We start from the raw sequence: 17,616 nt of genomic DNA, 5'->3' as shown, positions 1-17,616 counted from the left end.
CAATATCGCTTGTAAGGTGGTTACTCACTTAATATTAGGGTTATGTGATGTTTAGTCTTAGTTTTATTACAACTATTCGCTCATTTGCTCAGCACAAATTGCATTTTTCTTTAAGCGTTATGGGTTTGAGCTTAGGAATGGCGATTGTCATTCTGATGGGGTTGTTTATTCGCAATGAGCTTTCGTTTGAGCGCAATCAGCCCAATGTAAATAACCATTATCGGTTAGTGATGCATGCTCAAGAAAATAACAATGAATACATTTTAACAACGCCGAGAGCGTATCAACAGCTAGCTAATATTGCAGGTGTTGACGATGTGTTTTATGTGTTTAAAACGCAGATGGCTAGCGACGATAAAGTATTAGTTGGGCAAAATGCGTTTCAGCTGCTCGCAAATGTCGCGGTCACCCCTAATATTACGCAGTTGGTCAATATCAATGTTCTGGCGGGTAACTTACAGGATGCGTTAAACGCTCCTGAAAAAATTGCGCTATCTCGCAGCGAGGTGTTGCGCTTATTTGGTTCAGATATTGATACTGAAAAGAGAGTTTATACTACTGATTTTAAAAATATTATAGGTAAAACCATTCGATTACAGCATAACAATCGATTGATTACCGTGGCGGCCGTATTTGAAGATTTACCCATCAATAGTCATTTTTATTTTGAATCTTTAATGAGTTTTGCGCCCTATCAACATATTGGTGGCAATGTTGCACACACCTATGTTGCTTTGTCTGCAGGGGCTGACAAGGGCAAAATCGCGGCCCAGGTTACTGAAGTATTTAACCAAATTTGGCAATGGAAAAACATTTACTACCGTTTGCAAGCTATTGAGGATATTCATTTAGGGCCAAATTTTGCGCAAGACATGAAAGTAGGTGGCGCAATGAGTTCGGTGATGATTTGTGCGCTGATGAGTGGGTTACTGCTGCTTATTTCATGTGTGAACTATGTGAATTTTACCGTTGCGCAAGCCGCTAATAGAGCCAAAGAAGTCGGGGTGAAAAAAGCGTTAGGTGCAAGTAAAAGGCAGCTAATCACTCAATTTATGGGTGAGTCGGTTTTGTTAGCTTGGCTTGCACTTGTTGTTGCTTGTGTTTTTGTTGAGCTGGCGTTTCCTTTTTTTAATCAATTAATAGGCCGGCCCATTGCCTTTAACGGTTGGCATGATGTGATTTGGCCTGTCATGGGGTTGGCCACTGTGGTTGGCGTAGTGTCGGGTATTTATCCGAGTTTTTACATGGCAAATTTTAATGCCAAAGCCATTTTAAGTGGTGCATTTAAACAAGGTCGGCAAGGTGTATGGATTAGAAAAGCATTGTTGTTGGTACAAATTACCTTATCAATCAGCCTGTTGATTGGCGCGATAACCTTGGCGAAGCAGTTAGCATTTTTGCAGTCGTTGCCGGTTAATTATGGCAAATCGCAGCAACTAGTGATTGATGATATGCCCGCAAGTACCTTATACGGTGAGCAGCAATTTGCCTTTTTTGACGCATTGCAACAGATACCAGAGGTGATAGCCAGTACCGCAATAGACTTTGATATTACTCAATCAACCAATGCCGGCATTTTTATTGAAGACAAACTAGACCCGAGTAATCCGTTATCTATGTCTTTGGCGGGTGTGAGCGGTAATGTGGTTGCGGCACTGGATTTACAACTTGTTGCAGGTCGAGATTTTTCGATTGAGCATGCATCAGATTGGTACAGTAAAGAAACCAATCAGGTCAGTATTATTTTGCCTGAATCTGCATTGTCTGTGCTTGGTTTTAAGGATGCACAAAGCGCTGTTTCACAACAGGTTACGTTTGCAGCAGGCCCCGTTTCTCGTGCTACAGGCGTTATTGTTGGTGTGGTTAAAGACATAAAAGTTGGCCCAGTTAATTATCAAGGCGCACCTGTGGTATTTGTTTGTGGTTTAGGTATTGGCGGCAGGTATTCACTGGTTGTGAAAGTTGCAGAACCAAGTGCGCACTCAACCCAAAAAGCGTTGGCCGAATTTATTCGTGCGCGTTTAAATATAGCGCCGGTGGCGATTTCCTCTTTAGAAGATAACTATCAAGCGCTATATCAAGAGCAGCAGCGTTTGGCAGAAGTAGTGCAGATTGGTAGCCTGATATCGATGACTCTAATTTTAATAGGTGTGTTTGGTTTAACGGGTTTTATTGTAAAACAAAGGCAAAAAGAAGTAGCTGTTCGAAAAGTGCTCGGTGCAAGCCGCATCAGTATTGTTAATGCTTTAGCAAAAGAATTTTTAGTGCTGACGTTTTTTGGCTGTTTGATTGCGTGGCCTGTGTCTTATTTCACTCTGGCAGATTGGTTATCAGGTTTTCATGAACACATAATACAAAGTATTTGGGTGTATGGCATGGCTGCCTTGGTTGTTGCCGCCATCACATGGCTGACCGTCGCAAGCCTTGCTTTCAAAGTCGCCAGTACACGACCATCACTTACTTTACGTTATGAATAATAAAAAGTGATGCTTTAGATGAAAATGTTAACGCTGCCAAAGTACCTAGTTAAATTTTAGCAGCAATTAGCAAACTGAAAAGGATGATCATTTTGGAACAATTAATTATCTCAATAACAACAAAAGCGACTCGATTATTTTGGCTCCACTTTGTTAGTTATAGTGCTGGGTTAGCAGCAGTAATATTGCTGGCTTTATTTGTGCAGTATGAACTTTCTTATGATAGTAAGCAGCCGGATAAACAGCAGGTTTATAGGGCACACGTAGACTTTACAAGTTTTGGTTTCGATACATTAATGCCGATGCGGGATTTAGCGGTGGCGCAAGCACTGCTAAACGATACTGATGTTGAAGATGTGTTTGGTTTAATACCTGCTGAATTTATGGGGTATGTAGGTCACCACTTTAATACAGAAGTAAGCCATGTAGGCACAAGCAATGGCGACACTAAAGTGAAGCTAAAAAACGTATATTTTGCATCAAATAACTTATCTCACTTTATTAGCTTAGATGTTCTGCGTGGTGATATAGATGTGGTGTTGAATACGCCTAATCAACTCGCGATCAGTGAATCTGAAGCTATCAGGCTGTTTGCTGGTACTAATGTGATAGGTAAGCGGCTAAGTGCAAATGAACAAAACTACACAATAGGCGCTGTATTTAAAGACTTACCTGCGCAAACTCACTTTGCGTTTGACGTATTGACCGCTTTTCCAACCATACTTGAGAAACAACCCCATGGTTACGTTTATATAAAAACAGCAGTCGACACAGATATTGCTGCGCTTGAAAACAAGTTGTTTGAGCAATATTTAACAACAAAGTCAGCAGAGCATAAAACAGTGCAATATAAATTAATAAATATCACTGATATTTATTTAAAAGGTCGCTCCACTTATGAAATGAAAGCGCCTGGATCAATCACTGCGGTTGCCATTGCTTGCGGACTTATTTTTATTATCTTTTTGCAAATAACCTGTAATTTTATCAACTTTAATTTAGTCAGTGTTGGCAAGGCTGCCAAGCAAATAGCGATTAAGAAGGCGATAGGTGCCAGTCGAGGTCAATTGTTTCTCCTATTTATAGTTGAGTCAATTGTGCTTACTGGCTTTGCTGTAGTGTTATCTTTGGCATTTGTGGAGTTGAGTCATGATTATTTTAATCAGCTCGTTGAGTCGCATATCTCGTTTGTGCTTAACAAATCAATGGTGTTGATGGCCATTTTGATAACCCTTGTGATAGGTTTATTTAATGGCGTATATGCAGGCTTAGTGGTTGCAAATGTTGATGTAAAACTATTGGTAAGAACACATTATCAGTATCATTTGGGGTTACTGGTCAAAGGCATACTGAGCTTTCAAGCAGGTTTAGCCACTTTCATATTTATTGTATTTGTTATTGCTCAGTTGCAGCTTGAGTTTGTTGCTAACATGGATGTGGGCTATCAAACCAAAAATAGACTCATAGTTAAAAACATTCCAACTACACAACTTTTTGATAAAGATAATACACGCATAATATCAGCAATTGCCGATTTACCTGGCGTTGCTTCGCTCAGTGCAACTGACATAAACCTTACTGAGCAAGTGCGAGGCGGTGTGCAATTAACTTGGCCAAATGGTCAAGTAGTTGATGGAGTTGCCCCCTCAGTGGTAACAAGCTTTGATGTGGTTGAAACATTGGGGCTTAAGTTGTTAGCGGGTAGAGACTTTAATCGTGATTTTCAAAGTGATTGGTTTGAAAAGCAGGCGGATGGCTCTGAACACGCTGCGTTAATTGTCACTGAGTCTATGGTGCATTTAGCGGGGTATGAGTCAATGCAACAAGTGATAGGTATGACGCTTAGTAGTGCAGAAGCTAACTTAAGCGCCACGGTTGTTGGTGTTGTTGCTGACGTAAAAGTTGGCTCGGCTAAACATAAAATGACACCGCTTTCTTTCAACCTAGGCCGAAATTATTTGCCTAATAGTAATGGCAATATTGTTATAAAGCTAAGTGATAACGCTTCATTTACGGATTTAAAAACACAGATCCCCAGTTTATTAAAGTCGCGCTTTGCAATTCTTGATGTCGAAGTAAATAGGCTTAGCGATGATTATGCAAAAAATTATAAAAATGAGCACAGGATAAGAACGTTATCACAATGGTTATTAATTTTGAGCGCATCGCTAACCGTTATTAGCCTTGCCGTATTGGTATCTCAAACCGTGCTTTCACAGCAAAAAGAGTTGGCGATTAAAAAAGTTTTGGGGGCAACAGTCGCTCAGTTAGTAACAGCCGTGAGCGTGTCTTATTTAAAACTCGTGTCATTGAGTTTGCTCGTAAGTATACCGCTAGCTTATTGGTTAACAGATAACTGGTTAAGCAGTTTTAACGACCGTATAGGACAGCCTATCTGGGTTTATGTTTTGGCTGCATTGGTTGTTGCTGTAATAACTTGGCTTACGGCAGCAACTATTGCTTTTAAAGCCGCGAGCACAAGGCCGTCGCTAATCTTACGTGATGAGTAGATAAGTCGTTTTGTAAAGTTAGTTACAATCTTTTAACAAAGGCCTTTCGTTTACCTAGAGGCCTTTTGTATTCTTGTCACCATAAATGACGACCTACAATATAGCTGTTTAAATATCTCTAATTTTTACCGCTGGATTACCGGCAACTAAGGTATTTGCCGTGACATTTTTTGTGACGACAGACCCTGCGCCAATCACACTATTATCACCAATGGTCACGCCAGCTAACACAATCACACCAGCGCCAATCCACACGTTATTGCCAATAACTATCGGTGCGGCAAAGTTTTCTTTTTTGAGTCGTTCTGCAGGATTCACAGCATGAGAAACCGCTAAAAGCTGAACATTTGGGCCAATTAAACAATCTGCGCCTATAGTGACAGCTCCTTGTGCGATGGGAGCATCTAGTACGGTGCAGTTGATATTAATGAAGGTACGATCACCAATGCTTATGTGGCTGCCGTAGTCGCAATGAAACTGCGGCTCGATCATCACATGTTCGCCGCATTGGGCAAAAAGCGATTTAATACGTTTTAAATTACCTTTACTCGGGCTTTTAGCAAAAGTTCGGCACACTTCGTGGCTGCTTTTTCTCGCTGAAATGAGTTCAGGGCTGAGACTGTTAAACGCAATCAGGGTTGGCATGGTTTTAATTAAAAAGCGAATGGTTGACCGATGATAATGCAAAACAACGTAGCAACCAATAATAAGCCTTTAATGGCATCACTCGATAGTTAAAATCTAGCGAGTTGGTTAATTAGTAAGTTGTTCTTCTACTAGTTCAAGGGACATCTTTGCATCTGGTGAAAGAAGCGATAAATACTGCTCGTTATTAAACTTGATAAATATTTTTTGCCATTCTTGTTTTGAAAATGAGCCTATAACCATAGAAACTTTACCAAAAATAGTTTTATCATCGACGGTGATTTTTACTTGGTCGCCAATTGAACCCATGTTAGCGGGTTTATTTTTTATTAAAAAAGAGAATTCGTTAGCATCTGAGTTTTTTAATAAATAGCCAATAGGCTGGTATGCTTTTACTACATTATTGTTAGTTTTAGCATGAAAAAAATAACCCGCCTCAGGTGAATTAAAGTTAATAACAGCGCTTTTAGTTTGTTCATAAAGCACTTCTAACGAGAGTAAAGGCTGATTTTTTACAACTTTTCCACCAGGTGGTAAAAGTTGTTTTGTGACTCTGGCGGGCTGTGAAATAACCAATGGTTGATAATTGTCTGCCGACATCTTGATTTGATTATTTTGTTCAGTGATGTAAGTTTTTATAGTCAAAAATACTAAAGCAAACAGTAATATCATAGGTACCGCAAATAAAACTCTTCTTACTTTCATCATTTGGTCCATGTTTTGGTCCATCTGTTCAGACGAATATTGCGAACTATGTGCAGATCTTTGCGGCATATTGGTGACAGACATAATATTAACCTTCCTATTTATTGATACTTAACTCGTCCGTTTAAGGGCTCAATAAGTTGTTATCGAATGCTCAAGTAAAATAAAAAAGGCGTAATCTAAAAAAGATAAATGTACGCCAAACTTAGGGAAATCTATGAAATTAAGGAGTTGTCATGCCTCAATAGCCTTATATCGTACTTTTAATGCCGCTTAACCTAATATGATTGTTTTTGTTGTCTTTTAAACTCAAAACTTTCACTTTACGTTTGTCAGCCATAAAAGTTATCTTAAGGTAACTCAGTATTGAATTTGAACAATAATGACTGTGTAATTTGTCTGTAATTAAAGTGTAACTTCTATATTTTTCATTGATTTAGATGTTGTTTGGCCATGTAGGATGTTGTTAGTAAATGAAAGGCGGTTGAGTTACTATATAAAGCTGTTCTTAATTGCTCGACAAAATAATAAAAAGGGTAGTCAGTGATTCAAATTGGTCGCTATCAATTAGATGAAGAAGAGATGGTGCTCAGCTGTGACGACCAGCGTGTTCTACTTGAACCTAAAGTATTTGATGTGCTTACATACTTTTGCCAGCATCATAACCGTTATATCTCAATGACTGAGTTACACGAAAATATTTGGCAAGGTCGGTGTGTCTCTGATGCAGCGGTCCGTCGTATCATTAGTAAAATTCGCATCTTAATGAACGACGATCATAAAAACCCAACGTATATTCAATCTTTACCTAAGCGAGGCTATAAGCTGATCTGCCCGGTTGAATATGATATTGAAGATGCTGCTGAATCATCCTCTGTAGAGAGTACAGCAGTAGCTATAACGGATTTGTCTGATCATAATGAAGCCAATAATTATAATGAACCTACAGAGCCTGAAGAACATCAAGATTTAGCTGAAGAGTTGGCTGGTAATTTTGTTCACGTTGTTAAAAAGCCAAAAAAATTCAAGTATACCTTTTTGTCCCTTTTAATGTTATGTATATGTGTATTTGGTTACCTAGCTAAATCGTGGTTTTTCCCTGCTATAGTTCAAACTCAAGTGGTCAATACTTTACCCGGCGATAAAATAGCTGTAACTCAATCAGCGGACGGTAGTTACCTCGCGTTTTCAGGTCAAGTGCATGATGAGTCGGGCTTTCAAATTTATGTGAAACACCAATCTGATTTTGATTTTAGGCCGATAACGCACCATGCACATCTACCAAGCTCAATAGCTTTTTCATTCGATAATAAGAGTTTATATTTTTCTGATACTTCAAAAATTAATTCATCATTAAATCAAATTAAGTTAGACGGAGAGAATCGGGAGATTGAAATATTAGTCGATAACTATTTTTTGATATCCGATGTATTTACTGCCAGAACATCGAACAATGTCTTTTTTGCTGCGAAAAAGTCCACCGAGGGACCTTTTTTGATTTATGAGTATGATGTTGTTAATAAAGCTGTAACTGCAATTACTGCATCCTCTCAAGCTGAAAGTTTAGACATTAAAGGTGATGTATCGTTTGATGGCTCAAAATTAGCGGTATTAAGGACGAATCGCTTAAGTCATAGTGATGAGATTCGCGTTATTGATTTAAAAACTAAAGAGGTAGTGATACGCAGGCAACATCCGGCTAGAGTTTATGATGTTGCCTGGGGTGATAATAATAATTTGCTGATCTTGAGTCGAGGCCAGCTACTGAAAATAAATATTGCAACAAGTGAAGAAACTCTCCAATTCGCCAATGGGGTTAAACTTGCCAGCCTTGATTCAATTAAAAACAGAATAGTTTCTATTAATTTAGGATTGAAAGAAAAGCTATTTATAGAAAAAAAACTGCCTTTCGGTGAGTTAGAAACGAAGCGAGTCCTCAAAAAAGATATTTATCAAATGAACTATTTTGGAGATAAAATTTTAGCTTTGTTAAAAAATCATGACGTAACACAATTAGGTTTCTTGGATTTGGAAGCTGATCGTTTTGATTCTGTGATTGCAACTGAGTACAATTTGGCTGTCTTAGATGTTGCTCCATTGCAAGGAAAAATTTTAGTTAGAATAAACAGAAGAATTGCATTATTAGATCCCAGTAACATAGATCTTCAATATATCTCCTCCGGTGATGATTTAATTGGTGACGCAACTTTTTCAGCTGATAATCTAAGTATTTTATTTTCTACTCAGAATTATGAGCAATGGGATGTAAATATTTTTAATATTGCTAAGAAAACTACTGAGCCGTTCTTGAGGGATATACGTTATATTCGACCGTACGGTGAGAGCTTTATAATTGGAGATTCTAAAGGTGAGTTATCTTTTTTTAGTCCATCAATAAATAAGAAGATAGCGTTGAATCACGCATTATCAAAAGAGCCAAATACACAATGGTTAGTTCGAGGGGATTATATTTATTGGAGCTCACATGATTTAGTAAATACAACTTTTCATCAATTAAATATAAGTAATCTAAATCAGCCTGAGTTGGAAGTGCAGCAATTTATTTACAATGAGGTTAAGCCAGAATTTGCAATTGATCTTAATAATTTAAATTTTCTTATGTCGAAATCTGAGAGTGTAACTTCAGAAATAGTAGAAATTCCATTCAGGTGAATCAGTGTTTTTGCCTTCAAATTGATAAAATAATCGATAAGTTTGATGTTAGTTACGCGTTAGTTATTGTTAAAAGCTTTGTTTGCCAATAAATTGTTCATAGGAATTAATTTTTACATTACTTTTTACATTACTTTTTACAACACTTTAAAAGAAGGCAAATCAATATGCTACATCAACTTGTTTTTACATTACTTCTTCCTATTTTATCAACTTTATCAACAGTAACTGGTGACCCTGTAGTTGTGACAGATCCTCAGCCGCAAGAATTATGTTACTTACTACCAGCTCGTTGTGATAAAGATCTTGAAGCTAACTCAGCAAATAGTAACTAATTATTCAGTATCGGCTGCATAGCAATATGTTGCCTTGTCAAAGCTGGGGTCATTTAATTAGTCGCACGCATTACATGTTTTGCTAATTAAGTTACAACGGCTTTGGCTAAAACGACTAACGTGATTTTTTAACTTATTGGTTATAACAATGTCAGCTAGCTTTTTGTCAATGCCCATAGCAAAAAGCACTATTAGTTTGAATGCTTGTAATCGATATGTCGTACTTAAATTTCAGTATTAGTCATTATATACATCCATCCTACAATGATGTTTCAAACATAAAGCGCATTTATTGCGCTTTTTTTTGTAAGCTTGCTTGCCATTTCATTAGTTTCATTTAAACTGTCACATCTTTCGAATCGAAACTTAATCTTTCACTGTCAGTCACTAATCCTGTTTGCAGCTGATGGATGTTATTATTGTTTTATTTCTCTTACTTTTATCGCTCTAATTATGATGATTTTTATATTTTTATGACAAAACGAAATACCCAACAGCGTCGCCATACTATTTTAAGTCGTGTAAATGAACACGGTGAGGTGAGTGTTGACGATTTGGCTCTAGAGTTCGAAACATCTGAAGTTACGATCCGAAAGGATTTAACTGCGCTTGAAAAAAGTGGGCTGTTATTGCGTCGTTACGGTGGTGCAATGGCATTACCGCAAGAAATTGTGGCAAAAAGCAACGACAAACGCGACTCTCTTCGCAAAATGGCAATTGCCAAAGCGGCAGCAGCACTGATTAAAGACCATAACCGCATTATTATTGATAGCGGCCGTACAACGGCTGCACTTATTCCTGAGCTGGCAAACAAGCGTGGTTTAGTGGTAATGACCAATGCAATTAACGTTGCTAACCGTTTGTTATCACTCGAAAACGAACCAACATTATTGATGACCGGTGGTACATGGGATCCCCATTCAGAATCTTTCCAAGGGCAAGTGGCCGAAAACGTATTACGTTCTTATGATTTCGATCAGCTCTTTATTGGTGCCGATGGCATTGATGTTGAAAGAGGCACTACAACCTTTAATGAATTAATTGGTCTAAGCCAGGTGATGGCGCAAGCGGCGCGTGAAGTGATTGTATTGGTCGAGTCAGACAAAATAGGCCGTAAAATTCCAAATTTAGAATTACCGTGGGACAAAGTCACCACTCTTATCACCGATAGCCATTTAGCGCCCGAAATGCGCGAAGTGATTAGTGATTGTGGGGTGCAATTAATTTGTGCTGAAGTAAGCGAATAACTATTAACTGATGAAATACAGTTGAATTGATTTTTAACTTAATTGTTTTTTAGCCAGACGCAGCCGACAACACTGCGGCTAAAAACAAAACACATACCGTGCAGGAGAACAAACTATGTGTGGAATCGTTGGTGCCGTTGCAGAACGTCCAGTAAACAAAATTTTAGTTGAAGGCTTAAAACGCCTTGAATACCGTGGATACGACTCAGCCGGTGTTGCGTTATGCAATGCAGGCGAACTCACTAGCGTAAAAGCCGTGGGTAAAGTAGTGAATCTTGAGCACGCTTTAGCAGCCTCTGGTGTTAAAGGGACAACTGGCATTGCACATACACGTTGGGCAACTCATGGCGGTGTAACCGAAGCAAACGCTCACCCTCATTTATCTAACAACCAATTAGCTTTAGTGCATAATGGTATTATTGAAAACCACGAAAAATTACGCACCCAATTAAAAGCGGCAGGGTATGAGTTTTTATCTGATACCGATACTGAAGTGATGGTGCACACCATTCATCAATTGCGCCAAAGCACAGATTCGCTGTTAGCTGCGGTGCAACAAGCGGTTAAATTATTCGAAGGTGCGTACGGCACGGTTATTTTTGATAAAGCAAATCAAGACGAAATCATTGTCGCGCGTTCAGGCAGCCCTCTTGTTATAGGTTTAGGCTTGGGCGAAAACTTTATTGCGTCTGATCAACTGGCATTATTAGCGGTAACACGTTCGTTTATTTTCTTAGAAGAAGGTGACGTTGCCCGCATTACCCGTGAAACAGTCGAAATTTTTGATGCAAGCGGCAATGCTGTTGAGCGCGCCGTACATGAATCAAGCATCACTCAAGATAACTCAGGCAAAGGCGACTACCGCCATTACATGCTCAAAGAAATTTACGAGCAGCCTGTTGCAGTGCGCAATACTCTTGAAGGCCGTTTAACTGATACCGGCGTTGCACTTGATGCTTTTGGTTCGTTTGCTGATGGCTCAAATAATCAAAAAAATGCCAACGATATTTTTAAAGATGTAAAACACGTGCAAATTATTGCCTGTGGTACGTCATACCATTCAGGTATGGTGGCGCGCTACTGGTTAGAACAGTATGCCGGTGTGAGCTGTAATGTTGAGATTGCCTCTGAGTTTCGTTATCGCTCATCGTACGTACATCCAAACAGCCTATTAGTAACGATTTCACAGTCGGGCGAAACGGCCGATACCTTAGCGGCTTTGCGTTTAGCTAAAGAGCAAGGTTACATGGCGTCAATGACCATTTGTAACGTAGCTGGTTCGTCATTAGTACGTGAATCTGACTTGGCATTTATGACCAAAGCCGGTACCGAAATTGGCGTTGCTTCAACCAAAGCCTTTACCACGCAACTTGTTGGCTTATTGATGCTAACAGCAGCGATTGCACAAGAAAAAGGGTTAGAACAAGCGCATATTGTGCAAGCAATCAAAACATTACCAAACAAATTAGAAGAGGCGCTTGGTCTTGCGCAATCTATCGAAGTATTAGCCGAAGAATTTGCCGACAAACACCATGCCTTATTTTTAGGCCGTGGTTCGCAATACCCAATTGCGATGGAAGGGGCGTTAAAGCTTAAAGAAATTTCGTACATTCACGCCGAAGCCTACGCGGCAGGTGAGCTTAAACACGGCCCACTTGCACTTATCGATGCTGACATGCCAATCATCGTGGTTGCGCCAAATAACGAATTACTCGAAAAGCTTAAATCAAACGTTGAAGAGGTGCGAGCACGTGGCGGCATCATTTATGTATTTGCTGACAGCGACTCAGAGTTTAAATCAGATGCAACTTTGCGTGCCGTTAATGTAAACCATGTTGAAGACATCATAGCCCCAGTTGTCTATACAATCCCATTACAGCTACTTTCATACTACGTAGCGGTCATTAAAGGCACTGATGTAGACCAGCCACGTAACTTAGCGAAATCTGTAACAGTTGAGTAAAATCAATGTTTTGTAATGTTTATATTAAAGTAAAAAAGCGCTAAATGCGCTTTTTTTGTGCCTAAAACTCTGTTAGTTTGAATGGCGTCTTATTATCTAAAGGATTAGTCATGCGCTTGCTTACCTCTTTTTGCCTTGTTAGCTTTTTTATTGTTTGTTCCCACAATACCTTTGCACAATCTGATGTTAAACAGCAAAGTACCGATTCTTTACAGCACACACATACTTTCAAGTCGGTCGTTTTAAATGAAGAACGTACGGTCGTAGTGCGGTTGCCTAAAAGCTACCAAGCTGAGCCGAAGAAAGTTTACCCTGTAATATATCGCTTAGATGGAGCGGGCAATATACCGCTAGCCAGCGCAGTCATTGAGCGCTTACAAAATGATAATCGTGCACCAGAGGTTATTATTGTTGCTATTGAAAACACCAATCGCTTAAGGGATTTTTATCCTACGGTGAATAAGGAGCCGCAAGGTCCGGTGGGTGAAGGCGGTGGTGGTGCGCAATTTTTAGCGTTTTTTGAGCAAGAATTAATACCACTGATTGATAAAAACTATCGTACTCATGATTTTAAAGTGATTGCGGGTGCGTCGGCAGGAGGTGTGTTTGCGCTTTATGCTATGCAGGCAAAACCTGACCTATTCCAAGCGCACATTGCCTATAGCCCTGCCGTTTGGTGGAACTATGGTGCATCAGTAAAGAGCAGCAAAGAATTTATTGAAAAAACGAAAAACCTAAATGCTTATGTTTATATGAATATCGGCGAAGAAGCCGGCATCATGCGCGAAAGGTACGATGAATTGCAACAATCAATGCAACAAGCTAACAAGCGCGCAAACATACGCTTTTTCAGTGATGCATTTGCAGGTGTGTCGCATAACTTGACCTCTGCTGCAGGGGTATTTAATGCCTATTACAACCTATTTTTACCTAAACAAATGCCAACAACTGCCTTAGGTGACGATGTCGCATCAATTGATGCTTATTATGAATCATTATCTAAGCAGTGGGGAGAGCAAATAACCCCACCTGATCGTGCAGTCAGGTTACTTGGTTATCACTTAACCGACAGCAAGCAATTTATGCGCGCAATTGAGGTGTTTAAATATAATATAAAAAACTACCCAAAATCAGTCGATGCGCTTTCAGCTTTATCGTATGGTTTTGAAATGCAAGGCGATACTCACCAAGCACTCATTCAGATAGAAGCCGCCTTAGACATCGCCGATGATTCATACCCTTATGTTGATTATTTAAATGAGACAAAAACTCGACTGCAAACAATACTAAAAGAGCAGGTATGATAGGGAACTCTATTGAAATGGAGTAAAAATCCGAAACTATAAAAGCGGTGTATGATCTTTTAACCCGATGGGTTATTAAAGGCGGCGCATGAAAAAATGTCTTTTGGCCTTATGCTTGATAGCGATATCAATACAAGCTAAGCCTTTAAGTGTGGTGTTTGAACATAATCCACCTTTTCAGATGATCAACGACAGTGGCTTTGGCTATGGCCCGGTATATGACTTTGCTCTTGTCTTGGTTGAAAAAGCTGGGTTAAGGGCAAGCTTTAAGGCTACACCATGGGCGCGAATTATCGAAAAAGACGCGCAGCAGCCTAATACCTTAATTTTATCTATTTCAAAAACACCGCAGCGTAGCGCACAATTTATTTGGTTAACTTCTGTTTATACGGGGCAGCAATATATTTGGAAGTTGCGTGATGAAGTTGATCCTGAGGGTAAGCCGGTACAGGTCGCCATTGAGCGTGATTCCCATAAAATGAAGAGCATTTATGCTTATTTTCAAGCAGAAAATGTATTGGAAGTGCTCAATTCAACTCAAGCTTTAAATGCATTGATTAAAGGGCGTGTACAACGATTTGTCGGTACGACCTTTGCGGTATCTGGCAAGCTTGCTTCACTCGGTTACAGTCTCGATACTTTAGAGCAGCTTGAAGCCTTTGAGGAAGGGGGTTTTGCCAGTCAGGGTCTATACTTGGCGCTCACTCTGGGTACAAATACCGACTCTGTGTATGCATTAAAACAAGCGTTAACCCACCCAGATATTATTAAAGCTCGAATGGCGTTAGTTGACAGTTTTAGGCAGGCCGAGCAGACTTTGTTGCATGATAAAAGCAACTAACACTTGGCATAAAGTAACTCAATTTTATTTAACTCAGTTCTCAATAATATGTTTTCCAACGTATTTAGTTAAAGGTATATTTTTTATCTCTAGCTAGGGATTTCAAAGCTAATAAGGTGGATTGGCGCGTCAATAGCTGGTCTATTGCAAGTAAATTCAACGCAGTTAGCGTTGAAAGTTTCTGGCTGCAGACTTGAAAAAACATTTACCAATTCAATATCAATACGTTAGTCAATCTCTTAACCAAAGCTCAGGTTAGTTAATCCAAGCCGTTGGCGTTGAAAATGGCTTGCTGAGATAGATTTATTACCCAGTATTGGGATTATTTAGAAACTAAGTTATTACAATTAGCAACCATGTTGGCTGCCTATCAAAGCGGTGTTTTATTTAATAGTACTAACCAAACTGGTGTGAAATACGCTAAAATTAGCGGCTATTTTTCAGCATCGAGCACTTTTGATCCATGACCTCAGCCACACAGCCTAGCAACTTTACCGAACTTGGTCTTATACCTCCTTTATTAGCGCGACTTACTGAGCTGGAATACCAACAGCCAACACCTATTCAAGCGCAGGCTATTCCAAGTGTATTGGCGGGGCGTGATTTAATCGCAGGGGCAAATACTGGCTCGGGTAAAACGGCAACTTTTGCACTGCCAATGTTGCAGCAGCTTTATTTACAACAGCAGGGCAAAACATCGGTTGCGACTAATAAAGGTAATTATGTGGCGGGGCTGGTGTTAGTGCCAACACGCGAACTGGCGACCCAAGTAGCTAACAGTATTAAATCCTATGCGGCGCATTTTAATGGTGCCATTAAAACGGTGGCGGTGTTTGGTGGTGTATCGGTTAATGCACAAATGCAGGCGTTACGTGGCGGTAGCGATATTGTGGTGGCGACACCTGGCCGATTACTCGACCTTATTTCAAGCAATGCCATTAAGCTCGATAAGGTGAGCACTTTGGTGCTTGATGAAGCCGACCGTATGTTAGGCCTTGGTTTTACGGAAGAGCTCAGCCAATTATTGGCGTTAATGCCAGCAAAAAAACAAACTTTGTTGTTTTCGGCGACTTTTCCTCTGCAAGTGCAAAGTTTAACGCAAAGCTTGCTAACCAATCCGGTTGAAATTCAAGTGCAAAGCAGCGATGCCAGCACTGTTGTGCAACGTGTATTTACCGTTAACAAGGGCGCAAAAACCGAATTATTAGCGCATTTAATTACCGAGCACAAATGGCGACAAGCCCTAATTTTTGTAAATGCTAAAAACCATTGTGAGCACTTAGCTCAAAAACTCGAAAAACGCGGCATTAGCGCCAAGGTATTTCATGGTGATAAAGGCCAATCGGCTCGTACACGAGTGCTTGAAGAGTTCAAAGCCGGCGAAATTGATATTTTAATTGCCACCGATATTGCTGCCCGTGGCTTAGATATCGAAAAGCTACCTGTGGTAATTAATTATAATTTACCGCGCAGTCCAGCTGATTATATGCACCGCATTGGCCGAAGCGGCCGTGCGGGTGAAGTTGGTTTGGCGTTATCACTGATCGATCAAGATGATTATCATCATTTCAGCATCATCGAAAAGAAAAACAAAATTCGCCTTGAACGTGAGTTAGTACCTGGCTTTTTAGTAGTTGAACCAAGCGCAGAAAACATGGTTGAAAAACCAATGGCCAAACCTGAAGGTACGGGAAAAAAGAAAAACAAAAATAAAATAAACCCTGAAGATGATATTTGGGCGGGCTGGCGAAATAACTAATTTGCCTGAGTAAAACATTAATAAAGGAGCGAAAGCTCCTTTTTTGTCACTTTTAACGTATTTCTCGCGGTAAAGTAACTTGGTCGCAAAAGTGAGAGTTTGGGTCGAAAAGTTTGTACATTGTGGCAATTGTTCGTAATCAGCACCACAGTAACGGAAATAAAAACCATGCAAAATATTAAGGCTAAATGCGTTAACGCATTATTTGCCGCTTTGGCACTCACCCAATTAACCGCGTGTTTTGGGCCAAATGAAGCTACCAGCAGTGCCACATCAGAAAGTATTGCACCATCAATTAACGCGTTAAGTTTTGCCACATGGAATATGGAGCATTTAGCTTATCCTGCTGATACGGGTTGTAAACCACGCAGCAAATCAGAAATAGCGGCAATGCAAGCCTATGCCGCAAGCCTTGATGCCGATATTATTGCATTGCAAGAAGTGGCATCAGTTAAGGCGATTGCGCAAGTTTTTCCTGAAGATCAATGGCAAATTATTATTTCTAAGCGCGCCGACAGTGAAGTGTATAGCTGCCGTGAAAGCGGCAATACCTCAACGCAGCAAAAAGTAGCGTTTGCAGTTCGTAAATCAATTCCAGTCCTTAATACCCATCATTACGATGAATTGGCGCTTGGCTTAAATGGTTTACGTTATGGTTTGTCGGTGACGGTTGATACCGCTGATGGCGCAACCGAGGTGCTAAATGTGCACCTTAAAAGTGGCTGTTTTGTTGATGACTACGAAAAAAGTGACCGTAAAGCATGCCCAACGTTTGCCAAGCAAGCTGTTTGGCTCGATAAGTGGTTTGAACGCAAAGAAGCCAGCAAACAACCGTATATCGTAATGGGTGATTTTAATCATCGTTTAGCGACCGACAACAACCGTTTGATGCAAGAGTTAGCCAATAATAGCAATGGTGCAGCATCAACGCTTAAGCACATCACGCAAAATGTGGTGAGCTGCCACCCGCGTTATCCAGCACCGATCGATCACCAGTTTGCTGGTGGTTTTAGCCAAGCAATACCGACCAATGTGCAAATGCGTTATTTTGCCGATAAAAGTGAAACTGCCATGCTGAGCGATCATTGTGCGGTTACGTTTACTCTTAAGGCCGAATAAGCGTTTTTTGTCGCCGTAAACGACGACCTCCAATGGGT

General features: G+C 40.0%; 12 protein-coding genes. 10 read left to right on the top strand and 2 right to left on the bottom strand.

Annotation, left to right across the window (positions count from 1 at the left end):
* Nucleotides 1-47 precede the first annotated feature (47 nt).
* Both PTUN_RS17665 and PTUN_RS17660 read left to right on the top strand, forming a co-directional pair.
* Entirely contained in the window at nucleotides 48-2,477 is a 2,430-nt protein-coding gene (locus tag PTUN_RS17665) for an FtsX-like permease family protein (protein ID WP_009838964.1), read from the top strand.
* Between the two features lie 92 nt (nucleotides 2,478-2,569).
* On the top strand, nucleotides 2,570-4,987 hold the full coding sequence (locus PTUN_RS17660) for an ABC transporter permease (RefSeq protein ID WP_162892530.1): 2,418 nt from the start codon (nucleotides 2,570-2,572) through the stop codon (nucleotides 4,985-4,987).
* A 108-nt stretch (nucleotides 4,988-5,095) separates the two neighbouring features.
* On the opposite strand, the gene PTUN_RS17655 is transcribed toward PTUN_RS17660, so the two are convergent.
* Together PTUN_RS17655 and PTUN_RS17650 are read right to left on the bottom strand one after the other, a co-directional pair.
* Nucleotides 5,096-5,632, bottom strand: a complete 537-nt coding sequence (locus PTUN_RS17655) for a sugar O-acetyltransferase (protein WP_009838966.1) — start codon at nucleotides 5,630-5,632, stop codon at nucleotides 5,096-5,098.
* Nucleotides 5,633-5,740: 108 nt separating this feature from the next.
* The gene (locus PTUN_RS17650; protein ID WP_040643987.1) at nucleotides 5,741-6,421 is read right to left on the bottom strand and encodes a hypothetical protein; all 681 of its coding nucleotides are present in this window, start codon (nucleotides 6,419-6,421) and stop codon (nucleotides 5,741-5,743) included.
* A 459-nt stretch (nucleotides 6,422-6,880) separates the two neighbouring features.
* On the opposite strand from PTUN_RS17650, the gene PTUN_RS17645 reads away from it, so the two are divergent.
* The 8 genes from PTUN_RS17645 (at nucleotide 6,881) to PTUN_RS17615 (ending at nucleotide 17,578) form a co-directional block, all read left to right on the top strand.
* Nucleotides 6,881-9,010 carry a winged helix-turn-helix domain-containing protein gene (locus PTUN_RS17645; protein WP_009838968.1) on the top strand — a complete coding sequence of 710 codons (2,130 nt, stop codon included), beginning with the start codon at nucleotides 6,881-6,883 and terminating at the stop codon, nucleotides 9,008-9,010.
* A gap of 167 nt (nucleotides 9,011-9,177) precedes the next feature.
* Complete coding sequence (locus PTUN_RS21830; protein ID WP_009838969.1) at nucleotides 9,178-9,345, top strand: hypothetical protein; 168 nt, start codon at nucleotides 9,178-9,180, stop codon at nucleotides 9,343-9,345.
* A gap of 473 nt (nucleotides 9,346-9,818) precedes the next feature.
* Nucleotides 9,819-10,592, top strand: coding sequence for a DeoR/GlpR family DNA-binding transcription regulator (locus PTUN_RS17640; protein ID WP_040644013.1), 774 nt, complete (start codon nucleotides 9,819-9,821; stop codon nucleotides 10,590-10,592).
* A 115-nt stretch (nucleotides 10,593-10,707) separates the two neighbouring features.
* A complete protein-coding gene (gene glmS, locus PTUN_RS17635) occupies nucleotides 10,708-12,555 on the top strand; it encodes a glutamine--fructose-6-phosphate transaminase (isomerizing) (RefSeq protein ID WP_009838971.1) in 1,848 nt (615 codons plus the stop codon).
* 110 nt (nucleotides 12,556-12,665) lie between these two features.
* Nucleotides 12,666-13,859 (top strand): alpha/beta hydrolase, encoded by a 1,194-nt coding sequence (locus PTUN_RS17630; protein ID WP_009838972.1) that lies wholly within the window; start codon nucleotides 12,666-12,668, stop codon nucleotides 13,857-13,859.
* Between the two features lie 88 nt (nucleotides 13,860-13,947).
* Nucleotides 13,948-14,700, top strand: a complete 753-nt coding sequence (locus PTUN_RS17625; protein ID WP_009838973.1) for a substrate-binding periplasmic protein — start codon at nucleotides 13,948-13,950, stop codon at nucleotides 14,698-14,700.
* A 463-nt stretch (nucleotides 14,701-15,163) separates the two neighbouring features.
* A complete protein-coding gene (locus tag PTUN_RS17620; RefSeq protein ID WP_009838975.1) occupies nucleotides 15,164-16,459 on the top strand; it encodes a DEAD/DEAH box helicase in 1,296 nt (431 codons plus the stop codon).
* Between the two features lie 168 nt (nucleotides 16,460-16,627).
* A complete protein-coding gene (locus PTUN_RS17615; protein ID WP_009838976.1) occupies nucleotides 16,628-17,578 on the top strand; it encodes an endonuclease/exonuclease/phosphatase family protein in 951 nt (316 codons plus the stop codon).
* The last annotated feature ends 38 nt before the right edge of the window (nucleotides 17,579-17,616 follow it).

Source organism: Pseudoalteromonas tunicata, assembly GCF_002310815.1.
GTDB classification, from domain to species: Bacteria; Pseudomonadota; Gammaproteobacteria; order Enterobacterales; family Alteromonadaceae; genus Pseudoalteromonas; species Pseudoalteromonas tunicata.
Note: the sequence above shows the minus strand (reverse complement) of the source record. Positions and strands in the feature narration are given on the sequence as shown.

Excerpts from the sequence above, each read along its gene's own strand:
- PTUN_RS17625 (WP_009838973.1), top strand. The coding sequence starts at position 13,948 with ATGAAAAAATGTCTTTTGGCCTTATGCTTGATAGCGATATCAATACAA.
- PTUN_RS17615 (WP_009838976.1), top strand. The coding sequence starts at position 16,628 with ATGCAAAATATTAAGGCTAAATGCGTTAACGCATTATTTGCCGCTTTG.
- PTUN_RS17650 (WP_040643987.1), bottom strand. The coding sequence starts at position 6,421 with ATGTCTGTCACCAATATGCCGCAAAGATCTGCACATAGTTCGCAATAT.
- PTUN_RS17620 (WP_009838975.1), top strand. The coding sequence starts at position 15,164 with ATGACCTCAGCCACACAGCCTAGCAACTTTACCGAACTTGGTCTTATA.
- glmS (WP_009838971.1), top strand. The coding sequence starts at position 10,708 with ATGTGTGGAATCGTTGGTGCCGTTGCAGAACGTCCAGTAAACAAAATT.
- PTUN_RS17655 (WP_009838966.1), bottom strand. The coding sequence starts at position 5,632 with ATGCCAACCCTGATTGCGTTTAACAGTCTCAGCCCTGAACTCATTTCA.
- PTUN_RS21830 (WP_009838969.1), top strand. The coding sequence starts at position 9,178 with ATGCTACATCAACTTGTTTTTACATTACTTCTTCCTATTTTATCAACT.
- PTUN_RS17630 (WP_009838972.1), top strand. The coding sequence starts at position 12,666 with ATGCGCTTGCTTACCTCTTTTTGCCTTGTTAGCTTTTTTATTGTTTGT.
- PTUN_RS17640 (WP_040644013.1), top strand. The coding sequence starts at position 9,819 with ATGACAAAACGAAATACCCAACAGCGTCGCCATACTATTTTAAGTCGT.
- PTUN_RS17665 (WP_009838964.1), top strand. The coding sequence starts at position 48 with ATGTTTAGTCTTAGTTTTATTACAACTATTCGCTCATTTGCTCAGCAC.